A 14059-nucleotide genomic window follows, 5' to 3' on the forward strand; every position below is an offset into this window, starting at 1 on the left:
CCACCCCCCAAACCCTGTAGACTGCTACCCGCACGGCCCCAAGCCGCTGCTGCCGCCTTAGCTCAGTCGGCCAGAGCGACGCACTCGTAATGCGTAGGTCAAGGGTTCGATTCCCTTAGGCGGCTCCACCCCAGAAGGCCCCTTCCGATCCGGAAGGGGCCTTCTTGCTAACAGCCGCGGTTCACCCGGCTTCTTCGTCTTCCTTGATCGCTTCGGCGAAGGGATCCGTCGCCTTCACCTCAGCCGACCGGGTCACGTGCGCGTAGACCCGAAGCGTGATCGCCGGGTCCGCGTGCCCGAGCCGCGCCGCGACGACGTGGGGGAGCGCCGGCCAGGAGAATCACCAGTGTTGAGCCGTACGGCCCAGGTAGGTCCATTCGGTGGGCGCGGAGCGGCGGGTATGGGCGCGTCGGCGGGTGCGGACGGTGGTGAGCCTGGTTTCGGAAGCGGCGTCGGCGGGGTCGGTTCGGATTCGGCGCGTGAGGATGGTCTCGACATGATCGCCGAGTGCTCTGTCCGGGACCTTGCGCCACTTCCTGGGGCGTCGAGACCGAAGCGTGTTCTCGGCGATCTCTGCGGTTTCGGAGTCGCGGGTGCCGGTGGCAGCACGGAGGTCCTGCCGGGCTTGGTGCCGGTTGGACCGGTTGGGGAAGCGCTTGTTGAGGCGGACGGCCGTCCGTGAGGACTTGTCGTTCTCGGCGTAGTCGTTGCGGCGGTCGCGAGCGTAGCTCAAGCGCTTCTTTTCCTGAGGGCTGCGTCGACTCACCCGCGCAGGGTAAACCGCAACTTGCTTCAGAGTCGAGCAGATCGTCCACCCACCAAAGCAGAGCAGGTACGAGGATGCTCCCCGGCTTGCCCAGGGGTCGCCGAGAAGTCCAGGGACGCCGAGGTGCGGTAGCGGGAGGGGAGCGGGCCGGTGGACCAAGTCGTTGATCTTGACCGGGCTGCGGCGGAGGTCGCCGTGCGGGTTGTGGGGTGGGCTGAAGCCGGGCTTGAATTCGGGGGGATCACCTGGCGGGAGGGGGCGGTGTCGTGGCCCCGGAGGCTGGAGACCGAGCGGGCTCTTGTCGCCGAACCGGACTCGATCGGGGTGCGGATCCGTGGTGCGGACGGATGGACTGAAGTGCAGGTGGTCCTCTATCGCGGAGGGTGGGCTGACCTCGACGCGTTGTGCGCTGATGACGTTGTCACTGAATGTCCGCGGATTTCCACGGCGGCGGAATTCGGGGATCTGCTTGATTCTGCTGTCGGTCGTTTCTTCGGCGGTGTTGGCGCGGCTGTCGCGGACGGGCCTGTAGAGGGAAACCGTTAGAGCGGTGATGTGCGGGGTGTCCGCTTGTTTCGTTTGTATGAGAGGAGGCCCCTCCCGGGGGTGGGAGGGGCCTTGGGCTGGGCCCCCTGCTCTGGGCAGAGAGGAGGGGGCTCAGGGTTGGGGGGTTGGGGTTAGGAGAAGGGGTAGGAGTTGGCGGCTTCGGAGGCGCCGGGGCCGGACTCTAGGGTGGTGCCGCCCTTGGCCTTGGAGTCGGGCTTGTGGATGTAGGTCTGGCGGGTGCCCGGCTGGCCCGGCTTGGAGAAGTCGAGCGGGACGCCCAGGCCGTTGCTGTCGAAGGCGCTCTGCGTCTGGTGGGCCTTGTAGATGCCCTCGCGGGTGAGGTCCTTGGCGGCACACGCCTTCTTCAGGGCCTCGCCGAACACCATGGCGCCGATGTAGCCGAAGGTGACACCGCTGTCGAGCAGCTCACCCGGGTGCTTCTTCTCGTAGGCGGCGACCAGGGCCTTCATGCCCGGCGTGTCGACGCCGCTCGGCGCGACCGAGCTGACCTGGTAGAACAGCGCCTCCAAGGCGGGCTTCGCGGCGGTACCGAGGAGCTGCGGGCTGTAGCCGGGGCTGCTGGAGACGATCGGCACAGCGAAGCCGCCCGCCGCCGCGACACCCGCGAGCGACGCCGACTGGCGCGGGCCCGCGCTGATGAGGATCGCCTTGACACCCTCCGCCTTGAGCGCGCTGACCTGCGACGTCATGTCGGTGTCGGTCGGCTTGATGCGCTGCTCGACGAGCTTCAGCCCCGCCTTCTCCGCCGCGTACTTCGAGCCCGCGAGCGCGCTCTCGCCGTACTCGCCCTCGAAGTAGACGTGGCCGATCTTGTCGCCGGACTTGATGCCCTTCTCCTTCAGCAGGAAGTCGATGCCGTTCGCCATCTCCAGCTCGTAGGTGCTGCCGACGACCTGCACGTAGGGCGCCTTCAGCAGCGCCGACGGCCACGCCGCCGGGATCGTCATGATCTTGTCGTTGGCGACGTTCGCGCCGATCGCCGCCATCACCGGCGAGCCGATGACCTGCGGCAGGCCCGCGACCTTCGACTGGACCTCGGTGTAGGCCGTGACGGCCTTCTGCACGTCGTAGCCGTGGTCGCGCACCAGCACCTCGATCGTGCGGCCGCAGACGCCGCCCGCCGCATTGAGCTCGTCGAAGTACAGCTGCTGCGCCTGCGTGATGCTCTTGCCGAGGGTCGCGTACACACCGGTGAGGTCGGTGAGCGAACCCAGGGTGATCTTGTCGGCGGTGACGCCGGGCCCGGTCTTGACGCCGTCGCTGCCGGTCTCGCCGCCGTTGTCGGCCGACTTGCCGCTACACGCGGTCGCGGTGACGGCGAGGACGGCGATGCCGGCGATGATGTTCCTGATCTTCACGGGGTGGTCTCCTTGCGGGGTGTGAGGGAGGGGATGCGGAGGCCGCGTAGGCCCGCGGGGAGGAAGAGGACGATCCCGACGACCGCCGCGCCGTACAGGTAGCGCGCCGCGTCGGCGGGACTGACCCCGCCCGTCCCCGGAGGGGACACGAGCGGGAGGGAGTCGCTGTAGCGGGTGAGGAGCTGGGGCAGCAGCGTCACAAAAGTGGCGCCGACGATCGCGCCGGTCACCGAGCCGAGCCCCCCGATGACGATCATGGCCAGGTAGTCGAGGGCGAGGAGCATGCCGAAGTAGTCGGGCACGGCACGCTGGAAGGTGAGGGCGAGCAGCACGCCGCCGAGCCCGGCGTACATGGACGAGAGGGTGAAGACGGCCGCTCGGGTGCGGGCCACCGGGATCCCGATGACGCCCGCCGCCGTCTGCTGGTCGCGGATGAGGTTCATGGCCCGTCCGGGGCGGCTGCGCAGGACGCCGAGCGCGAACAGCGCGGAGACGCCCAGCAGGATCAGCCCGACGAACCAGAGCTTCTCCAGCCCGCCGAACGGGATGCCGAAGGGGGCGACGTCGCCCGAGTTGTCGAAGGTGAACCCGAAGATCTCCAGCGGGGGCACGGCCCTGCCGTTGTAGCCGCCGGTCACGTCGTGCACGTTGAACAGCACGTGCTGGCCGATGAAGATCAGGGCGAGGGACGCGATGCCCAGGTAGACGCCGGACAGGCGGCCCGCGATCGGGCTGAACGCGAGCCCGGCGAGCCCGGCGAGCACCACCGCGCAGACGATGGCGACGACCGGCGGCAGCCCGAGCCCGACGAGGTGCTCGTCGCTCTCGCCCGCGAAGTAGACGTACCCGTAGGCGCCGACCGCGAGGAAGAACGAGTGGCCCATCGACAGCTGGCCGGTGGAGCCGGTGAGCAGGTTGAGGCCGATCGCGCCGATCGCGGCGGCCATGACGAACAGCCCTGCCTGGAGCCAGAAGAGATCCAGGTAGAACGGCGGGAGCAGGAGGAGGAGCAGCGGGAGGTAGCGGAGCTTAGACACGGGAGACCTCCCGGGTGCCGAACAGCCCCGACGGCCGCACCAGCAGGATCGCGATCATGACGACGTACGGTGCGACGTCGCCGAGACCGCGGCCGAGGAACGTCAGGTCGTTCTGGTAGCCGCCGACCAGCGCCTCGGTGACGCCGATGAGGAGGCCGCCGACGAGCGCGCCCGTCACCGAGTCGAGGCCGCCGAGGATCGCCGCGGGGAACGCCTTGAGGGCGGCGATCGAGCTGGTCCGGTCGAGTCCCGGGGTGGGGAAGGCGGTGATGAACACGGCGGCGACGGCGGCGAGCGCCCCGGCGACCGCCCAGGCCGACATGGAGATCCGGCCGAGCCTGATGCCCATCAGCGCCGACGTCTCGGAGTCCTCGGCCACGGCTCGCATGGACACGCCCCAGGACGTGTACTTGAAGGCGAGCAGGAACAGCCCGATGAGGATGGCGGCGACGACGAGGGCGGCGATCCGGGTCTGCGCGACGGTGATGCCGCCGATCGTCACGACCTTCTCGCGCCACGGGTCGCCGAGCGACAGCACCTGGGTGCCGAGCCGTCTGCTGAGTTCCGCCATGAGGACGATGTCGATGCCGATGGTGGCGATCGCGACGACCTGGCGGGGCGCCTTGGCCCGGCGCAGCAGCACGAGTTCGATGAGCGCCCCGACCGCGGCGGCGGCGAGGACACCGACGGCGAGCGCGCCGACGAACCCGAGGTCGGCGTGCAGGACGGCGGTGACGTACCCGCCGAGCAGCAGCAGCGAGGCGTGCGCGAAGTTGACCACCTCGGTCGCCCGGAAGATCACCACGAAGCCCAGGGCGATCAGGGCGTAGACCGAGCCGAGGCTCAGCCCGTTGATGAGCAGTTCGATGAACCTGGTCACGCCGCCCCCTCCCGGAGGCGTGGACCGGCAACGGCGGGAAGGCCGATCACGAGGCGGCCTCCTCTCCCAGGTAGGCGCGGAGGACTTCGGGGTCGTTCTGCACCTCGGCGGGGGTGCCGGAGGCGATGAGACGGCCGAAGTCGAGGACGGTGACGTGGTCGGCGAGCCGCATGACGAGGCCCATGTCGTGCTCGACCAGGAGGATGGAGATGCCGAGCGACTCGCGTACGGTGACGATGAGCTCGGCCATCTCGTGGCGTTCGGTGGCGTTCATGCCCGCGACGGGTTCGTCGAGCATGAGCAGGCGGGGCTCCCCGCACAGGGCGCGGGCGAGTTCGACGCGCTTCTGGTCGCCGTAGGGCAGCGCCCCGACGGGGTGGGCCAGCTTCTTCCCGATGCCGGCGAACTCGGCGATCTCCCTGGCCCGGTCCCGGTGGAGCCGCTCCTCGCGTACCGCGCTCGGCCAGCGCAGCCCGGACCTGACGAATCCCGAGCGCATGAGCCGGTGCCTGCCGGTCATGAGGTTGTCCTCGACGGTGAGCATCGGGGACAGCGCGAGGTTCTGGAAGGTCCTGGCGATGCCGAGTTCGCCGACCTTGTGCGGCGCCATCGAGGTGAGCTCGTGGCCGCCGAAGGTGACGCGCCCCGACGTCGCCCGGTACACCCCCGACAGGACGTTGAAGCAGGTCGACTTGCCCGCGCCGTTCGGCCCGATGACGGCGTGCAGGGTGCCGGGCGCGACGGCGAAGCTCACCGCGTCGAGCGCGACGATCCCGGCGAACCTGACGGTCAGGTTCTCGACGGTGAGTTCTGGCACCTCGGTCATGCCGCTCACCCCTTCCACTTGGTGATGCCGCGGCGGGCGGCGAGCACGGGCGTCGCGTCCTCGGAGACGCCCAGGTAGCGGCGGCGGACCTCGTCGCTCGCGGCGAGTTCGGCCGACGCCCCTTCCAGGGCGACCTCGCCGACGTCCAGCACGTAGGCGTAGTTCGAGAGCCGTAGCGCGAGCGCGGCGTTCTGCTCGACGAGCAGCACCGAGGTCCCCTGGCGGTTGATCTCGGTGACGGTGTTGGCGATGTGTTCGGCCATCTTGGGCGCGAGGCCCAGGGTGGGTTCGTCCAGCAGCAGCACCTTGGGCTGCGCCATGAGGGCGCGGCCCATCGCGAGCATCTGCTGCTCGCCGCCGGACAGCAGCGACGCGCGCTGTGCCCGGCGCTCCCCGAGGATCGGGAAGAGGTCGAAGACGCGCTTGCGCACCTCGGCCGGCGCGTGGAAGCCCCCCACGCGCAGGTTCTCCTCGACGCTCATGCGGCCGAAGATCCGGCGCCCCTCGGGGGCCTGGACGACTCCCGAGGCGACGATGCGGTGCGGGGCGGCCTTGGTCAGCGTGGTCTCGCCGCACGAGATCTGCCCGGAGCCGACGGAGCCGCCGTGGAAGCGCAGGACCCCGGAGATCGCACGCATCAGCGTGGTCTTGCCGGCGCCGTTCGCGCCGAGGACGGCGACGATCTCGCCCCTCGGCACCTGGAGCGAGACGCCGTGCAGCGCGCGCACGGCCCGATAGGAGACCGTGAGGTCGCGCACGGACAAGGCTGTGCCGTCTCGCACGGCCGGCGGGTTCACCATGATCCTCCTCACAGACGGTGCGAGGATGATGCGTGTCCCACGCCACTGCTGGCGATAGGCGTCGGACTCCGATGCGCCGGGCGGCCCTGTGCGTCCGCACAATGCCCCCGGCGTGTGACATTGCCCACCTGCGGAGATGTCCGGTGGGGGGCGGTGCCTCCTGTGCGCCCTGCCGAAGGTGTTTGGGCGCGCGCACAACTCTTTCCGTGAGCCGAGTGCGGTCTGCCATGGACCGGGTGGCGCGGACGCCGCCAGCATCGGAGCGGTGAGCGAACCGAGACTTCACCTTTGGCTCGTCGAGCACCTGCCGGACCTCACCGAGCGGCTCGTCGAGGAGTTCGCCCGGCGGATCCCGTTCTACGCCGAGCAGCCGCGCGAGGTGCTGGACGGCCAGCTGCGCCCGGCGATCGAGGCGAACCTGCGGATCTCGGTGCGGACCCTGCGCCAGCAGCGCACGTTCACCGTGGACGAGCGGGCCGAGGTGATCGCGTGGTCGGCGCGCAGGGCCGAGCAGGGTGTGCCGCTGGAGGCGGTGCTCACCGCCTACCATCTGGCGATCGAGCTGTGCTGGGAGGCGATCGCCGCGGAGGCGCGCGAGGAGGACGCCGCCGAGCTCGGCGCGCTCGCGCTGCACTTCTTCACGTATCTGCGCTCGGTGGTGCCTGCCGTCGCGCTGGCGCACGCCCAGGAGGGCCGGGAGCGCTACGGCGAGCTGCGGGCGGCGCGACGGGCGGTGTTGGACTCGCTGCTGGCGGGCATCCCCGCCGACGAGCCCGCGCTGCGCGCCGGGGTACCGATCGCCTCGGCCTATGACGTGCTGGTGCTGCGGGCCGATCCGGAGCAGGATCCGGCGACGGCCCGGCACCTGACCCGGCAGGTGCAGTCGGCGCTGGACGCCTACACGCAGGCCCATGTGCTGGCGATGCTCGACGGCGCCTCGGGCACCGCGCTGCTCCCGGCCAGGCCCGCCGAGCAGGCGACGGCCAGGCCCGCGCGCGCCAGGGCCTCCGCCCGCCCGGCCGAGGAGGAGCCGCGGGTGGATCCGCTGGCGGAGCTGGTGGAACGGATCACCGTGGCGACGGACCGCGCGGTGACGGTGACGACGGCGCCCGCGCAGGGCCCCGAGGGCATTCCGGCGGCGCTGCGCGAGGCGACGGAGGTCGCCGAGCTGGTGACGCGGCTGGGCAAGCCGCCGGGCTTCTACCGGATGACGGACGTGCTGCTGGAGTACCAGATCGCCAGGCCCGGCAACGGCCTCGCGCAGCTCGCGGCGCGGCTCGACCCGCTGGACGACAGGCCGGAGCTGATGGAGACGCTGCGGGTGTACGTCGACCAGGGGCACAACCGGCGGCGCGCCGCCGAGACGTTGCGGGTGCACCGCAACACCCTGGACTACCGGCTGCGCGGCATCGCCACGCTCACCGGCCTCGACCCCTCCGGCCCGGAGCTCGCCGCCGCGCTGACAGCGCGCGCCCTGCGCTGACCCGCGACCTCCTAACGCCCGCGCGACACCCCGGAACACCGCCGTCACCACGCGCTCCCACGCGCGTCGCGCCCGGTCCACCACGTGTACGCGTGCCATCTCGCGCCCCCGTTCGGCTCGACGTCCGGTGCCCGGCCGGGCACCCACCGTCATTGTGCGCCGATTCCCAAAATCCCGCTCCCCAGCCTGTGGATAACTTCGCGGACGGCCGGGGCTGGTGTGACGCGCGTCGCGCGGCATAGTCTGGTCGCGCCTTTCCAGAACGTGATTCGGGAGCCGGTGTGAGCAAACGCGATCAGATCAGGATGTCGGACGCGGAGTTGGCGGAGTTCCTCGCGCAGGAGCACAAGGTGCAGATCGCCACCGTCAACAAGGACGGCGTGCCACACCTGGTCACCATGTTCTACACCCTCCACGAGGGCAAGATCGCTTTCACCACGTACCGGACGTCGCAGAAGGTCGTGAACCTCCGCCGCAACCCCGTGATGACCTGCCTGGTCGAGGGCGGCACCCTCTACAACGAGCTGCGCGGCGCCACCCTGTACGGCGAGGCCCGCATCGTCGAGGACCAGGACGTCATCGTCCCCATCGGCACGCTCATCACGCACCGGATGGTGGGCCTGCCGGTGCCCGAGGACGTCTCGGAGGTGGACCCCTCGTTCGTCGACGGAGTCCGGCTCGCGATGGCCAAGCGCGTCGCCGTTGTGCTGGAGCCGACCCGGGTCGCGTCCTGGGACCACCGCAAGATGGGTTGACATCCGCGCCCCGTGCGTGTTTCCTTCGGGGAGAGGCAGAGCAGTTCTTCCGCCGTGTCACGGCGCGCCGCCTCCCCTCCGGCACAGTGCCGATCACGCGCCTTCTTCCCTTTCGAGCGCGTTCCTCATCCCGCGCGAAGCGAAAGCCGCGCGCCCTCCCCCCTGGAAGCACGCATGACCACCCTTACCGAGGATTCGGTGGCGCGTACCACCGTTTCCGTCTCCGGTGTCCTCTCCGTCACCGGCAAGAACGCCCATCTGCGGGTCCGCGGCCTGACGCCGTCGCCCGAGGACGTCCAGGTGCCGCTCGCGCTCGTGCAGCGGTACGACCTGCGGCCCGGCGACCGGGTCGCCGGCACCGCCCGGCCGCGCGGCAGGGGCGGCCCCGCCGTCCTCGCGACGGTCGACGGCGGGCGCCGCGACCGGCCGCGGTTCGAGAACCTCACACCGCTGTTCCCGACCGAGCGGCTCCGGCTCGGCCCGTCCCCCGCCGGACGGATCATCGACCTGCTCGCCCCCGTCGGCAAGGGCCAGCGCGGGCTCATCGTCGCCCCGCCCAAGGCGGGCAAGACGGTCATCCTGCAGACCCTCGCCAACGCCATCACGACCAACCACCCCGAGTGCGAGCTGATCGTGCTGCTCGTGGACGAACGCCCCGAGGAGGTCACCGACCTGCGGCGCAAGGTGCCGAACGCGCGGATCGTCGCCTCGACCTTCGACCGGCCCGCCGCCGAGCACATCGAGATCGCCGATCTCGCGGTGGAGAGCGCCAAGCGCGGCGCCGAGCAGGGCCGCGACGTGGTCCTCCTGCTGGACTCGCTGACCCGGCTCGGCCGCGCCCACAACCTCGCCGCCCCCACCGCCAGCCGGATCCTCGCGGGCGGCGTCGCGGCGGGCGCGCTCTACCCGCCCAAGAAGTTCTTCGGCGCGGCCCGCAACCTGGAGCAGGGCGGCTCCCTGACGATCCTCGCGACCGCCCTCGTCGAGACGGGCTCCCGCATGGACGAGGTGTTCTTCGAGGAGTTCAAGGGCACCGGCAACATGGAACTGCGGCTCTCCCGCAGGCTCGCCGATCGAAGGCTCTACCCCGCCCTCGACATCGCCGCCTCCGGCACCCGTCGCGACGAGCTCATGCTGCCGCCCGCCGAACTCGCCGCCGCGCACAAGCTGCGCCGCATGCTGCTGGCGCTGGACGAGCAGCAGGCCATGACGCTCCTGCTCGACCGGATCAAGGAGACCCGCTCGAACGCGGAGTTCCTCGCCCTCGTCTGACTCAGCCCTCCCCCGCGACGACGGCCAGCACGCCCTCGCCGTACTTGTTCAGCTTGTTCTCGCCGATCCCGCTGATCCCCGCCAGGTCGGCCAGCGCGGCCGGACGCCGCGCCGCGATCTCCCGCAGCGTCGAGTCGTGGAAGACGACGTACGGAGGCACGCCCTGCTCCTTGGCCGTCGCCGACCGCCACGCGCGCAGCGCCTCGAACAGCGGCCTCGCCTCCTCCGGCAGCTCCACCACGGCGGCGGACCTCGCGCCCTTCGCCGCCTTCGCCGGTTTTGCGGCGCGCGCGGGCTCCCGCCGCATCAACACCTCGCGCCGACGGCCCAGGACCTCGCCGCTGGCCTCGGTGAGCACCAGGGTCCCGTACTCGCCCTCGACGCCCAAGAGGCCCTGCGCCAATAGCTGCCGGACGACGCCCCGCCACTCGGCCTCGCCCAGCTCCGTGCCGATCCCGAAGACGGTGAGCTGGTCGTGCCGGTGCTGGCGCACCTTCTCGGTGTCCTTGCCGAGCAGGACGTCGATGATCTGGCCGGCGCCGAACTTCTGGTTCCGCTCGTTCTTCAGCCGGAAGACCGCCGACAGGAACTTCTGCGCGGCGATCGTGCCGTCCCAGGACTCCGGCGGCGCCAGGCAGGTGTCGCAGTTGCCGCAGGGCGGGGTGTCGCGCTGGCCGAAGTAGGCGAGCAACTGGCTTCGACGGCACGTGACCGTCTCGCACAGGGCGAGCATCGCGTCCAGGTGGATGGACTGCTGGCGACGGAAGGCGAAGTCACCGTCGGAGGAGTCGATCATCTTGCGCTGCTGCACCACGTCGGCGAGGCCGTAGGCCATCCACGCGGTGGACGGCAGCCCGTCACGGCCCGCGCGGCCCGTCTCCTGGTAGTAGCCCTCGATGGACTTGGGCAGGTCCAGGTGCGCGACGAGCCTTACGTCGGGCTTGTCGATGCCCATGCCGAACGCGATGGTGGCGACGACGACGAGCCCGTCCTCACGCAGGAAACGCGACTGGTTCTCCGCGCGCGTACGGGAATCCAGACCCGCGTGGTAGGGCAGCGCGGGAACCCCGTTGGCGACGAGGAACTCGGCGGTCCGCTCGACCGAGTTGCGGGACAGGCAGTAGACGATGCCCGCGTCTCCCTGGTGCTCGGTGCGCAGCAGGTCGAGGAGCTGCCTTTGCGGGCTGTTCTTCGGCACGATCCGGTACTGGATGTTCGGCCTGTCGAAGCTGGCGACAAAATGCCGGGCTTCGGCGAGCCCGAGCCGTTCGGTGATCTCGGTGTGGGTGGCCTCGGTGGCCGTCGCGGTGAGCGCGACGCGCGGCACCTCCGGCCAGCGCTCGTGCAGCGTCGACAGCAGCAGGTAGTCCTTGCGGAAGTCGTGGCCCCACTGGGAGACGCAGTGCGCCTCGTCGATCGCGAACAGGGCGATCTTGGCCTGGTCGAACAGCCTGCCGGTGGACTCCAGCTGGAGCCGTTCGGGCGCGAGGTAGAGCAGGTCCAGCTCACCCGCGAGGAACGCCCGCTCGACGTCGCGCCGCTCGTCGAACGTCTGGGTGGAGTTGAGGAAGGACGCGCGCACGCCGAGCGCGCGCAGCGCGTCCACCTGGTCCTGCATCAGGGCGATCAGCGGGGAGATCACCACCCCGACGCCGGGCCTGACCAGGGCGGGGATCTGGTAGCACAGCGACTTGCCGCCGCCGGTCGGCATGAGCACGAGGGCGTCGCCGCCGGCGACGACATGTTCCACGATCTCCTGCTGGCCGGGCCGGAAGGAGTCGTAACCGAAGACGCGCTTCAGCGCGTCGGATGCGTCCTGCACGCCGGGGGAAGTCACCCGGCAAGTCTACGAAGCCGGGCGCGTTCCCACGGCCGAACCTGTGGACGACCGGATCAAAGGGCGTCGAGCATGGCCTGGAGCTCGTCGAGCGTGATGTAGCCGTCGTGGTTGACGTCGGCTCGCTCGAAGCGCTCCTGAGTCTCGGCCTTGCTCCAGATCAGCCCGAGTTCGTCCAGCACGAGGGTGAAGCCGACCAGGTCGAGCCGGCCGTTGTCCTGGACGTCGATCGTGCGGAATGCGGTGAGCAGGCTCTCGACTGTCAAAGTGGAGCTCCCTTCCTTGTCTAGATCATTGCATGATGACACAGCCAGTGACGGACCACGCGGTAGAAAGCACTGTCCGCCGGGGAATACGTCGCACATGGGTCTGGCCGAAATCGATCACCGCGCGTTCGACAGGGTCGCGACGGCGGAGTTGCGCGGCCTGGAGGCCGTGCTCCCGCGACTCTCCCGGCTGGCCGACCACGGCAAGCTGTGGTACCTCGTGGCGGCCGCGCTCGCCGGTTCGGGACGTCCGTCGCTCCGGCGCGCCGCGCTGCGCGGGCTGGTCGGGATCGCGCTTGCCAGTCCGATGGTCAACGTGGTCGGCAAACAGCTGTTCCGTAGACGTAGACCGATGATCGACAACGTTCCGCCTGTCAGAGTCCGCCGTGTGCCCACCACTCCGTCGTTCCCGTCGGGGCACACCGCGTCGGCCGTCGCGTTCGCCGCGGGGGTGGCGATGGAGGCGCGGCGCGGGGTGGCGCTGCCCGTCGCGGGGCTGGCGGCGGCGGTGGGGTTCAGTCGCGTTTACACCGGTGCGCACTATCCGGGCGACGTGCTCGCCGGGGCCGCGTCGGGCCTCGCGGCGGCCCTGGTGACGCGGCTTGTCTGGCCGGTTTCGGCCCCGGCGGAAGTGGTCCCCCTGGACCGGACGGTAAGGGAGGTCACCCCTTCGGGAGAGGGTGTCGTGATCGTCATCAACGACGATCCGGCGCTCGCGGAGCTGCTGCGCGAGGAGCTGCCGGCAGCGGAGTTCGAGGGCCAGGGCGAGCTGCCCGAGCGGCTGGAGAAGGCGGCGGCGCGCGCGAAGGTGCTCGTCGTCGGCGGGGGTGACGGCACCGTGGGGGCGGGCGCGGCGGCGGCGCTCCGGTGGGACGTTCCCCTGCTCGTCCTACCTGTCGGCACCCTGAACCACTTCGCTCGCGCGCTCGGTATCGAGACGGTGGCCGACGCCCTGACCGCCTACCGCGCGGGGAACCTCTCCCGGGTGGACGTGGGCACGGTGAACGGTGTCCCGTTCGTGAACAACGCGGGGATGGGCATCTACCCCGACGTCGTGCGCAGACGCGAAAAGCTGGAGCGCCGCCTGGGCAAGTGGCCCGCCCTCGCCGTCTCGACCGTGCGCTCCCTGCGTAGGGCGACCCCTGTCTACGCGGAGGTGGACGGCCAGCACCGCAGGGTATGGCTGGCGTTCGTGGGCAACTGCGGGTACGGATCACACGGAACCGTCCCCACGACGCGCGGGAGGCTCGACGACGGCCTGCTCGACGTGCGGATCGTCGCCGCGCGCCGGAGGCTGTCCAAGCCCGCGGCGCTCGCCGCCGTGCTGTCGGGCAGCGCGCGGCTCGGCTACGAGAGCTGGACGGGCCGTGCCCTGCGCGTCGCACCCGAGGCGGACGACCTGCTTATCTCGCACGACGGTGAGATCGAAGGCACGGCGGCCCCGATCGTCTTCGGCAAGCTCCCCAGGCAACTGGCCGTCTTTGTGCCCGCCCCCTGACGGGACGGGCACAACGCACGGGTCACGTGCGCTCAGAGGGGTCCGCGGAGCAGCCCGCGTCTGGCGGCCGTCGCGGCGACTGCCGCCGCGCGCAGGGTGTCGATCTCGTTGATCGGCTCACAGCTGATGTAGATCCGGTAGTAGAGCGGCGCCGCGGTCTGTCTGATGAGCTCGGCGGGATCGGTGTCCGGCGGCACCTCTCCCCGGTCCACCGCGCGCTTCACGATGAGGGCGCCTATCTCGGCGCGGGTGTTCAGCGTCGTGGAGGCGAAGGTGTCGCGCGCTGGTCCGGGCTCCAGGGCGGAGCCGACGAGCACGTCCATCCAGGCGCGGTACTGGGTGGTCCGGAACAGGGCGGCGATGCCGCGCGTCAGGACGGCGAGGTCGCCTTCGAGGTCGCCGGTGTCGGGAACCGTGAGGTTCTCCTCCATCACCTGCTGTGCGGCGTCCGCCACGACGCCCTGAAGGCTGCCCCAGCGCCGGTAGATGGTGGACGGCGCCACGCCCGCCCGGTGGGCGATCTTCTCCACCCCGGTCTCGGTGTAGCCGACCTCGACGAGCTCCGCCAGCGCCGCGTCCAGGACGCTTCGCCTGGTCCGGGCGGTACGGCCGCCCGGGCGCACGGTGCCCGGCCGCGCGCTGGCAGCGGGGAGGGGGTCACGCTGTCGCATCTTGTCAAGCCTTCCGTCACGTCTGTCAGAAGGTAACGCAACC

Annotated in this window: 13 protein-coding genes and 1 tRNA gene; 5 read left to right on the forward strand and 9 right to left on the reverse strand. The window is 70.7% G+C overall.

Features of this window, described 5'->3' with window-relative positions; all coding sequences use genetic code 11:
- Positions 1 to 51: 51 nt before the first annotated feature.
- Positions 52 to 128, forward strand: a tRNA-Thr gene (locus LO762_RS24415).
- A 212-nt stretch (positions 129 to 340) separates the two neighbouring features.
- Here the strand turns inward: LO762_RS24415 and LO762_RS24420 are convergent.
- The 6 genes from LO762_RS24420 to LO762_RS24445 all read right to left on the reverse strand — a co-directional run bounded on the left by LO762_RS24420 (position 341) and on the right by LO762_RS24445 (position 6234).
- Positions 341 to 766: a hypothetical protein gene (locus tag LO762_RS24420; protein ID WP_230618341.1), complete on the reverse strand. Its 426-nt coding sequence runs from the start codon at positions 764 to 766 to the stop codon at positions 341 to 343.
- Positions 767 to 1443: 677 nt separating this feature from the next.
- Positions 1444 to 2691: an ABC transporter substrate-binding protein gene (locus LO762_RS24425; RefSeq protein ID WP_230618344.1), complete on the reverse strand. Its 1248-nt coding sequence runs from the start codon at positions 2689 to 2691 to the stop codon at positions 1444 to 1446.
- Entirely contained in the window at positions 2688 to 3728 is a 1041-nt protein-coding gene (locus LO762_RS24430) for a branched-chain amino acid ABC transporter permease (protein ID WP_230618346.1), read from the reverse strand. Before LO762_RS24430 ends, LO762_RS24425 begins: the two co-directional genes overlap by 4 nt.
- Entirely contained in the window at positions 3721 to 4608 is an 888-nt protein-coding gene (locus LO762_RS24435; RefSeq protein WP_230618347.1) for a branched-chain amino acid ABC transporter permease, read from the reverse strand. Before LO762_RS24435 ends, LO762_RS24430 begins: the two co-directional genes overlap by 8 nt.
- Before the next feature lie 46 nt (positions 4609 to 4654).
- A complete protein-coding gene (locus tag LO762_RS24440; RefSeq protein ID WP_230618349.1) occupies positions 4655 to 5434 on the reverse strand; it encodes an ABC transporter ATP-binding protein in 780 nt (259 codons plus the stop codon).
- A gap of 5 nt (positions 5435 to 5439) precedes the next feature.
- On the reverse strand, positions 5440 to 6234 hold the full coding sequence (locus tag LO762_RS24445) for an ABC transporter ATP-binding protein (protein WP_230618351.1): 795 nt from the start codon (positions 6232 to 6234) through the stop codon (positions 5440 to 5442).
- A 265-nt stretch (positions 6235 to 6499) separates the two neighbouring features.
- Here LO762_RS24445 and LO762_RS33670 point away from each other — a divergent pair, with 265 nt between their 5' ends.
- The 3 genes from LO762_RS33670 to rho all read left to right on the forward strand — a co-directional run bounded on the left by LO762_RS33670 (position 6500) and on the right by rho (position 9744).
- Positions 6500 to 7717, forward strand: a complete 1218-nt coding sequence (locus LO762_RS33670; RefSeq protein WP_230618352.1) for a CdaR family transcriptional regulator — start codon at positions 6500 to 6502, stop codon at positions 7715 to 7717.
- Positions 7718 to 7998: 281 nt separating this feature from the next.
- Positions 7999 to 8472 carry a pyridoxamine 5'-phosphate oxidase family protein gene (locus LO762_RS24455; protein WP_230618353.1) on the forward strand — a complete coding sequence of 158 codons (474 nt, stop codon included), beginning with the start codon at positions 7999 to 8001 and terminating at the stop codon, positions 8470 to 8472.
- A 174-nt stretch (positions 8473 to 8646) separates the two neighbouring features.
- Positions 8647 to 9744, forward strand: coding sequence for a transcription termination factor Rho (gene rho / locus LO762_RS24460; RefSeq protein ID WP_308104468.1), 1098 nt, complete (start codon positions 8647 to 8649; stop codon positions 9742 to 9744).
- A gap of 1 nt (position 9745) precedes the next feature.
- Here the strand turns inward: rho and recQ are convergent, their stop codons facing one another.
- Both recQ and LO762_RS24470 read right to left on the reverse strand, forming a co-directional pair.
- The gene (gene recQ / locus LO762_RS24465; protein ID WP_230618354.1) at positions 9746 to 11581 is read right to left on the reverse strand and encodes a DNA helicase RecQ; all 1836 of its coding nucleotides are present in this window, start codon (positions 11579 to 11581) and stop codon (positions 9746 to 9748) included.
- A 56-nt stretch (positions 11582 to 11637) separates the two neighbouring features.
- Positions 11638 to 11847 carry an EF-hand domain-containing protein gene (locus LO762_RS24470; protein ID WP_230618355.1) on the reverse strand — a complete coding sequence of 70 codons (210 nt, stop codon included), beginning with the start codon at positions 11845 to 11847 and terminating at the stop codon, positions 11638 to 11640.
- 97 nt (positions 11848 to 11944) lie between these two features.
- On the opposite strand from LO762_RS24470, the gene LO762_RS24475 reads away from it, so the two are divergent.
- Positions 11945 to 13345, forward strand: coding sequence for a bifunctional phosphatase PAP2/diacylglycerol kinase family protein (locus LO762_RS24475; protein WP_230618356.1), 1401 nt, complete (start codon positions 11945 to 11947; stop codon positions 13343 to 13345).
- A gap of 32 nt (positions 13346 to 13377) precedes the next feature.
- Here the strand turns inward: LO762_RS24475 and LO762_RS24480 are convergent, their stop codons facing one another.
- Positions 13378 to 14016 carry a TetR/AcrR family transcriptional regulator gene (locus tag LO762_RS24480; protein ID WP_230618357.1) on the reverse strand — a complete coding sequence of 213 codons (639 nt, stop codon included), beginning with the start codon at positions 14014 to 14016 and terminating at the stop codon, positions 13378 to 13380.
- Between the last annotated feature and the right edge of the window lie 43 nt (positions 14017 to 14059).

It is taken from the genome of Actinocorallia sp. API 0066 (assembly GCF_020991275.1).
Classification (GTDB): Bacteria; Actinomycetota; Actinomycetes; order Streptosporangiales; family Streptosporangiaceae; genus Actinocorallia.

What these genes read in the sequence shown, in the direction of transcription:
- LO762_RS24480 (WP_230618357.1), bottom strand. Translation starts at nt 14,016, where the DNA reads ATGCGACAGCGTGACCCCCTCCCCGCTGCCAGCGCGCGGCCGGGCACC.
- LO762_RS24475 (WP_230618356.1), top strand. Translation starts at nt 11,945, where the DNA reads ATGGGTCTGGCCGAAATCGATCACCGCGCGTTCGACAGGGTCGCGACG.
- rho (WP_308104468.1), top strand. Translation starts at nt 8,647, where the DNA reads ATGACCACCCTTACCGAGGATTCGGTGGCGCGTACCACCGTTTCCGTC.
- LO762_RS24440 (WP_230618349.1), bottom strand. Translation starts at nt 5,434, where the DNA reads ATGACCGAGGTGCCAGAACTCACCGTCGAGAACCTGACCGTCAGGTTC.
- LO762_RS24445 (WP_230618351.1), bottom strand. Translation starts at nt 6,234, where the DNA reads ATGGTGAACCCGCCGGCCGTGCGAGACGGCACAGCCTTGTCCGTGCGC.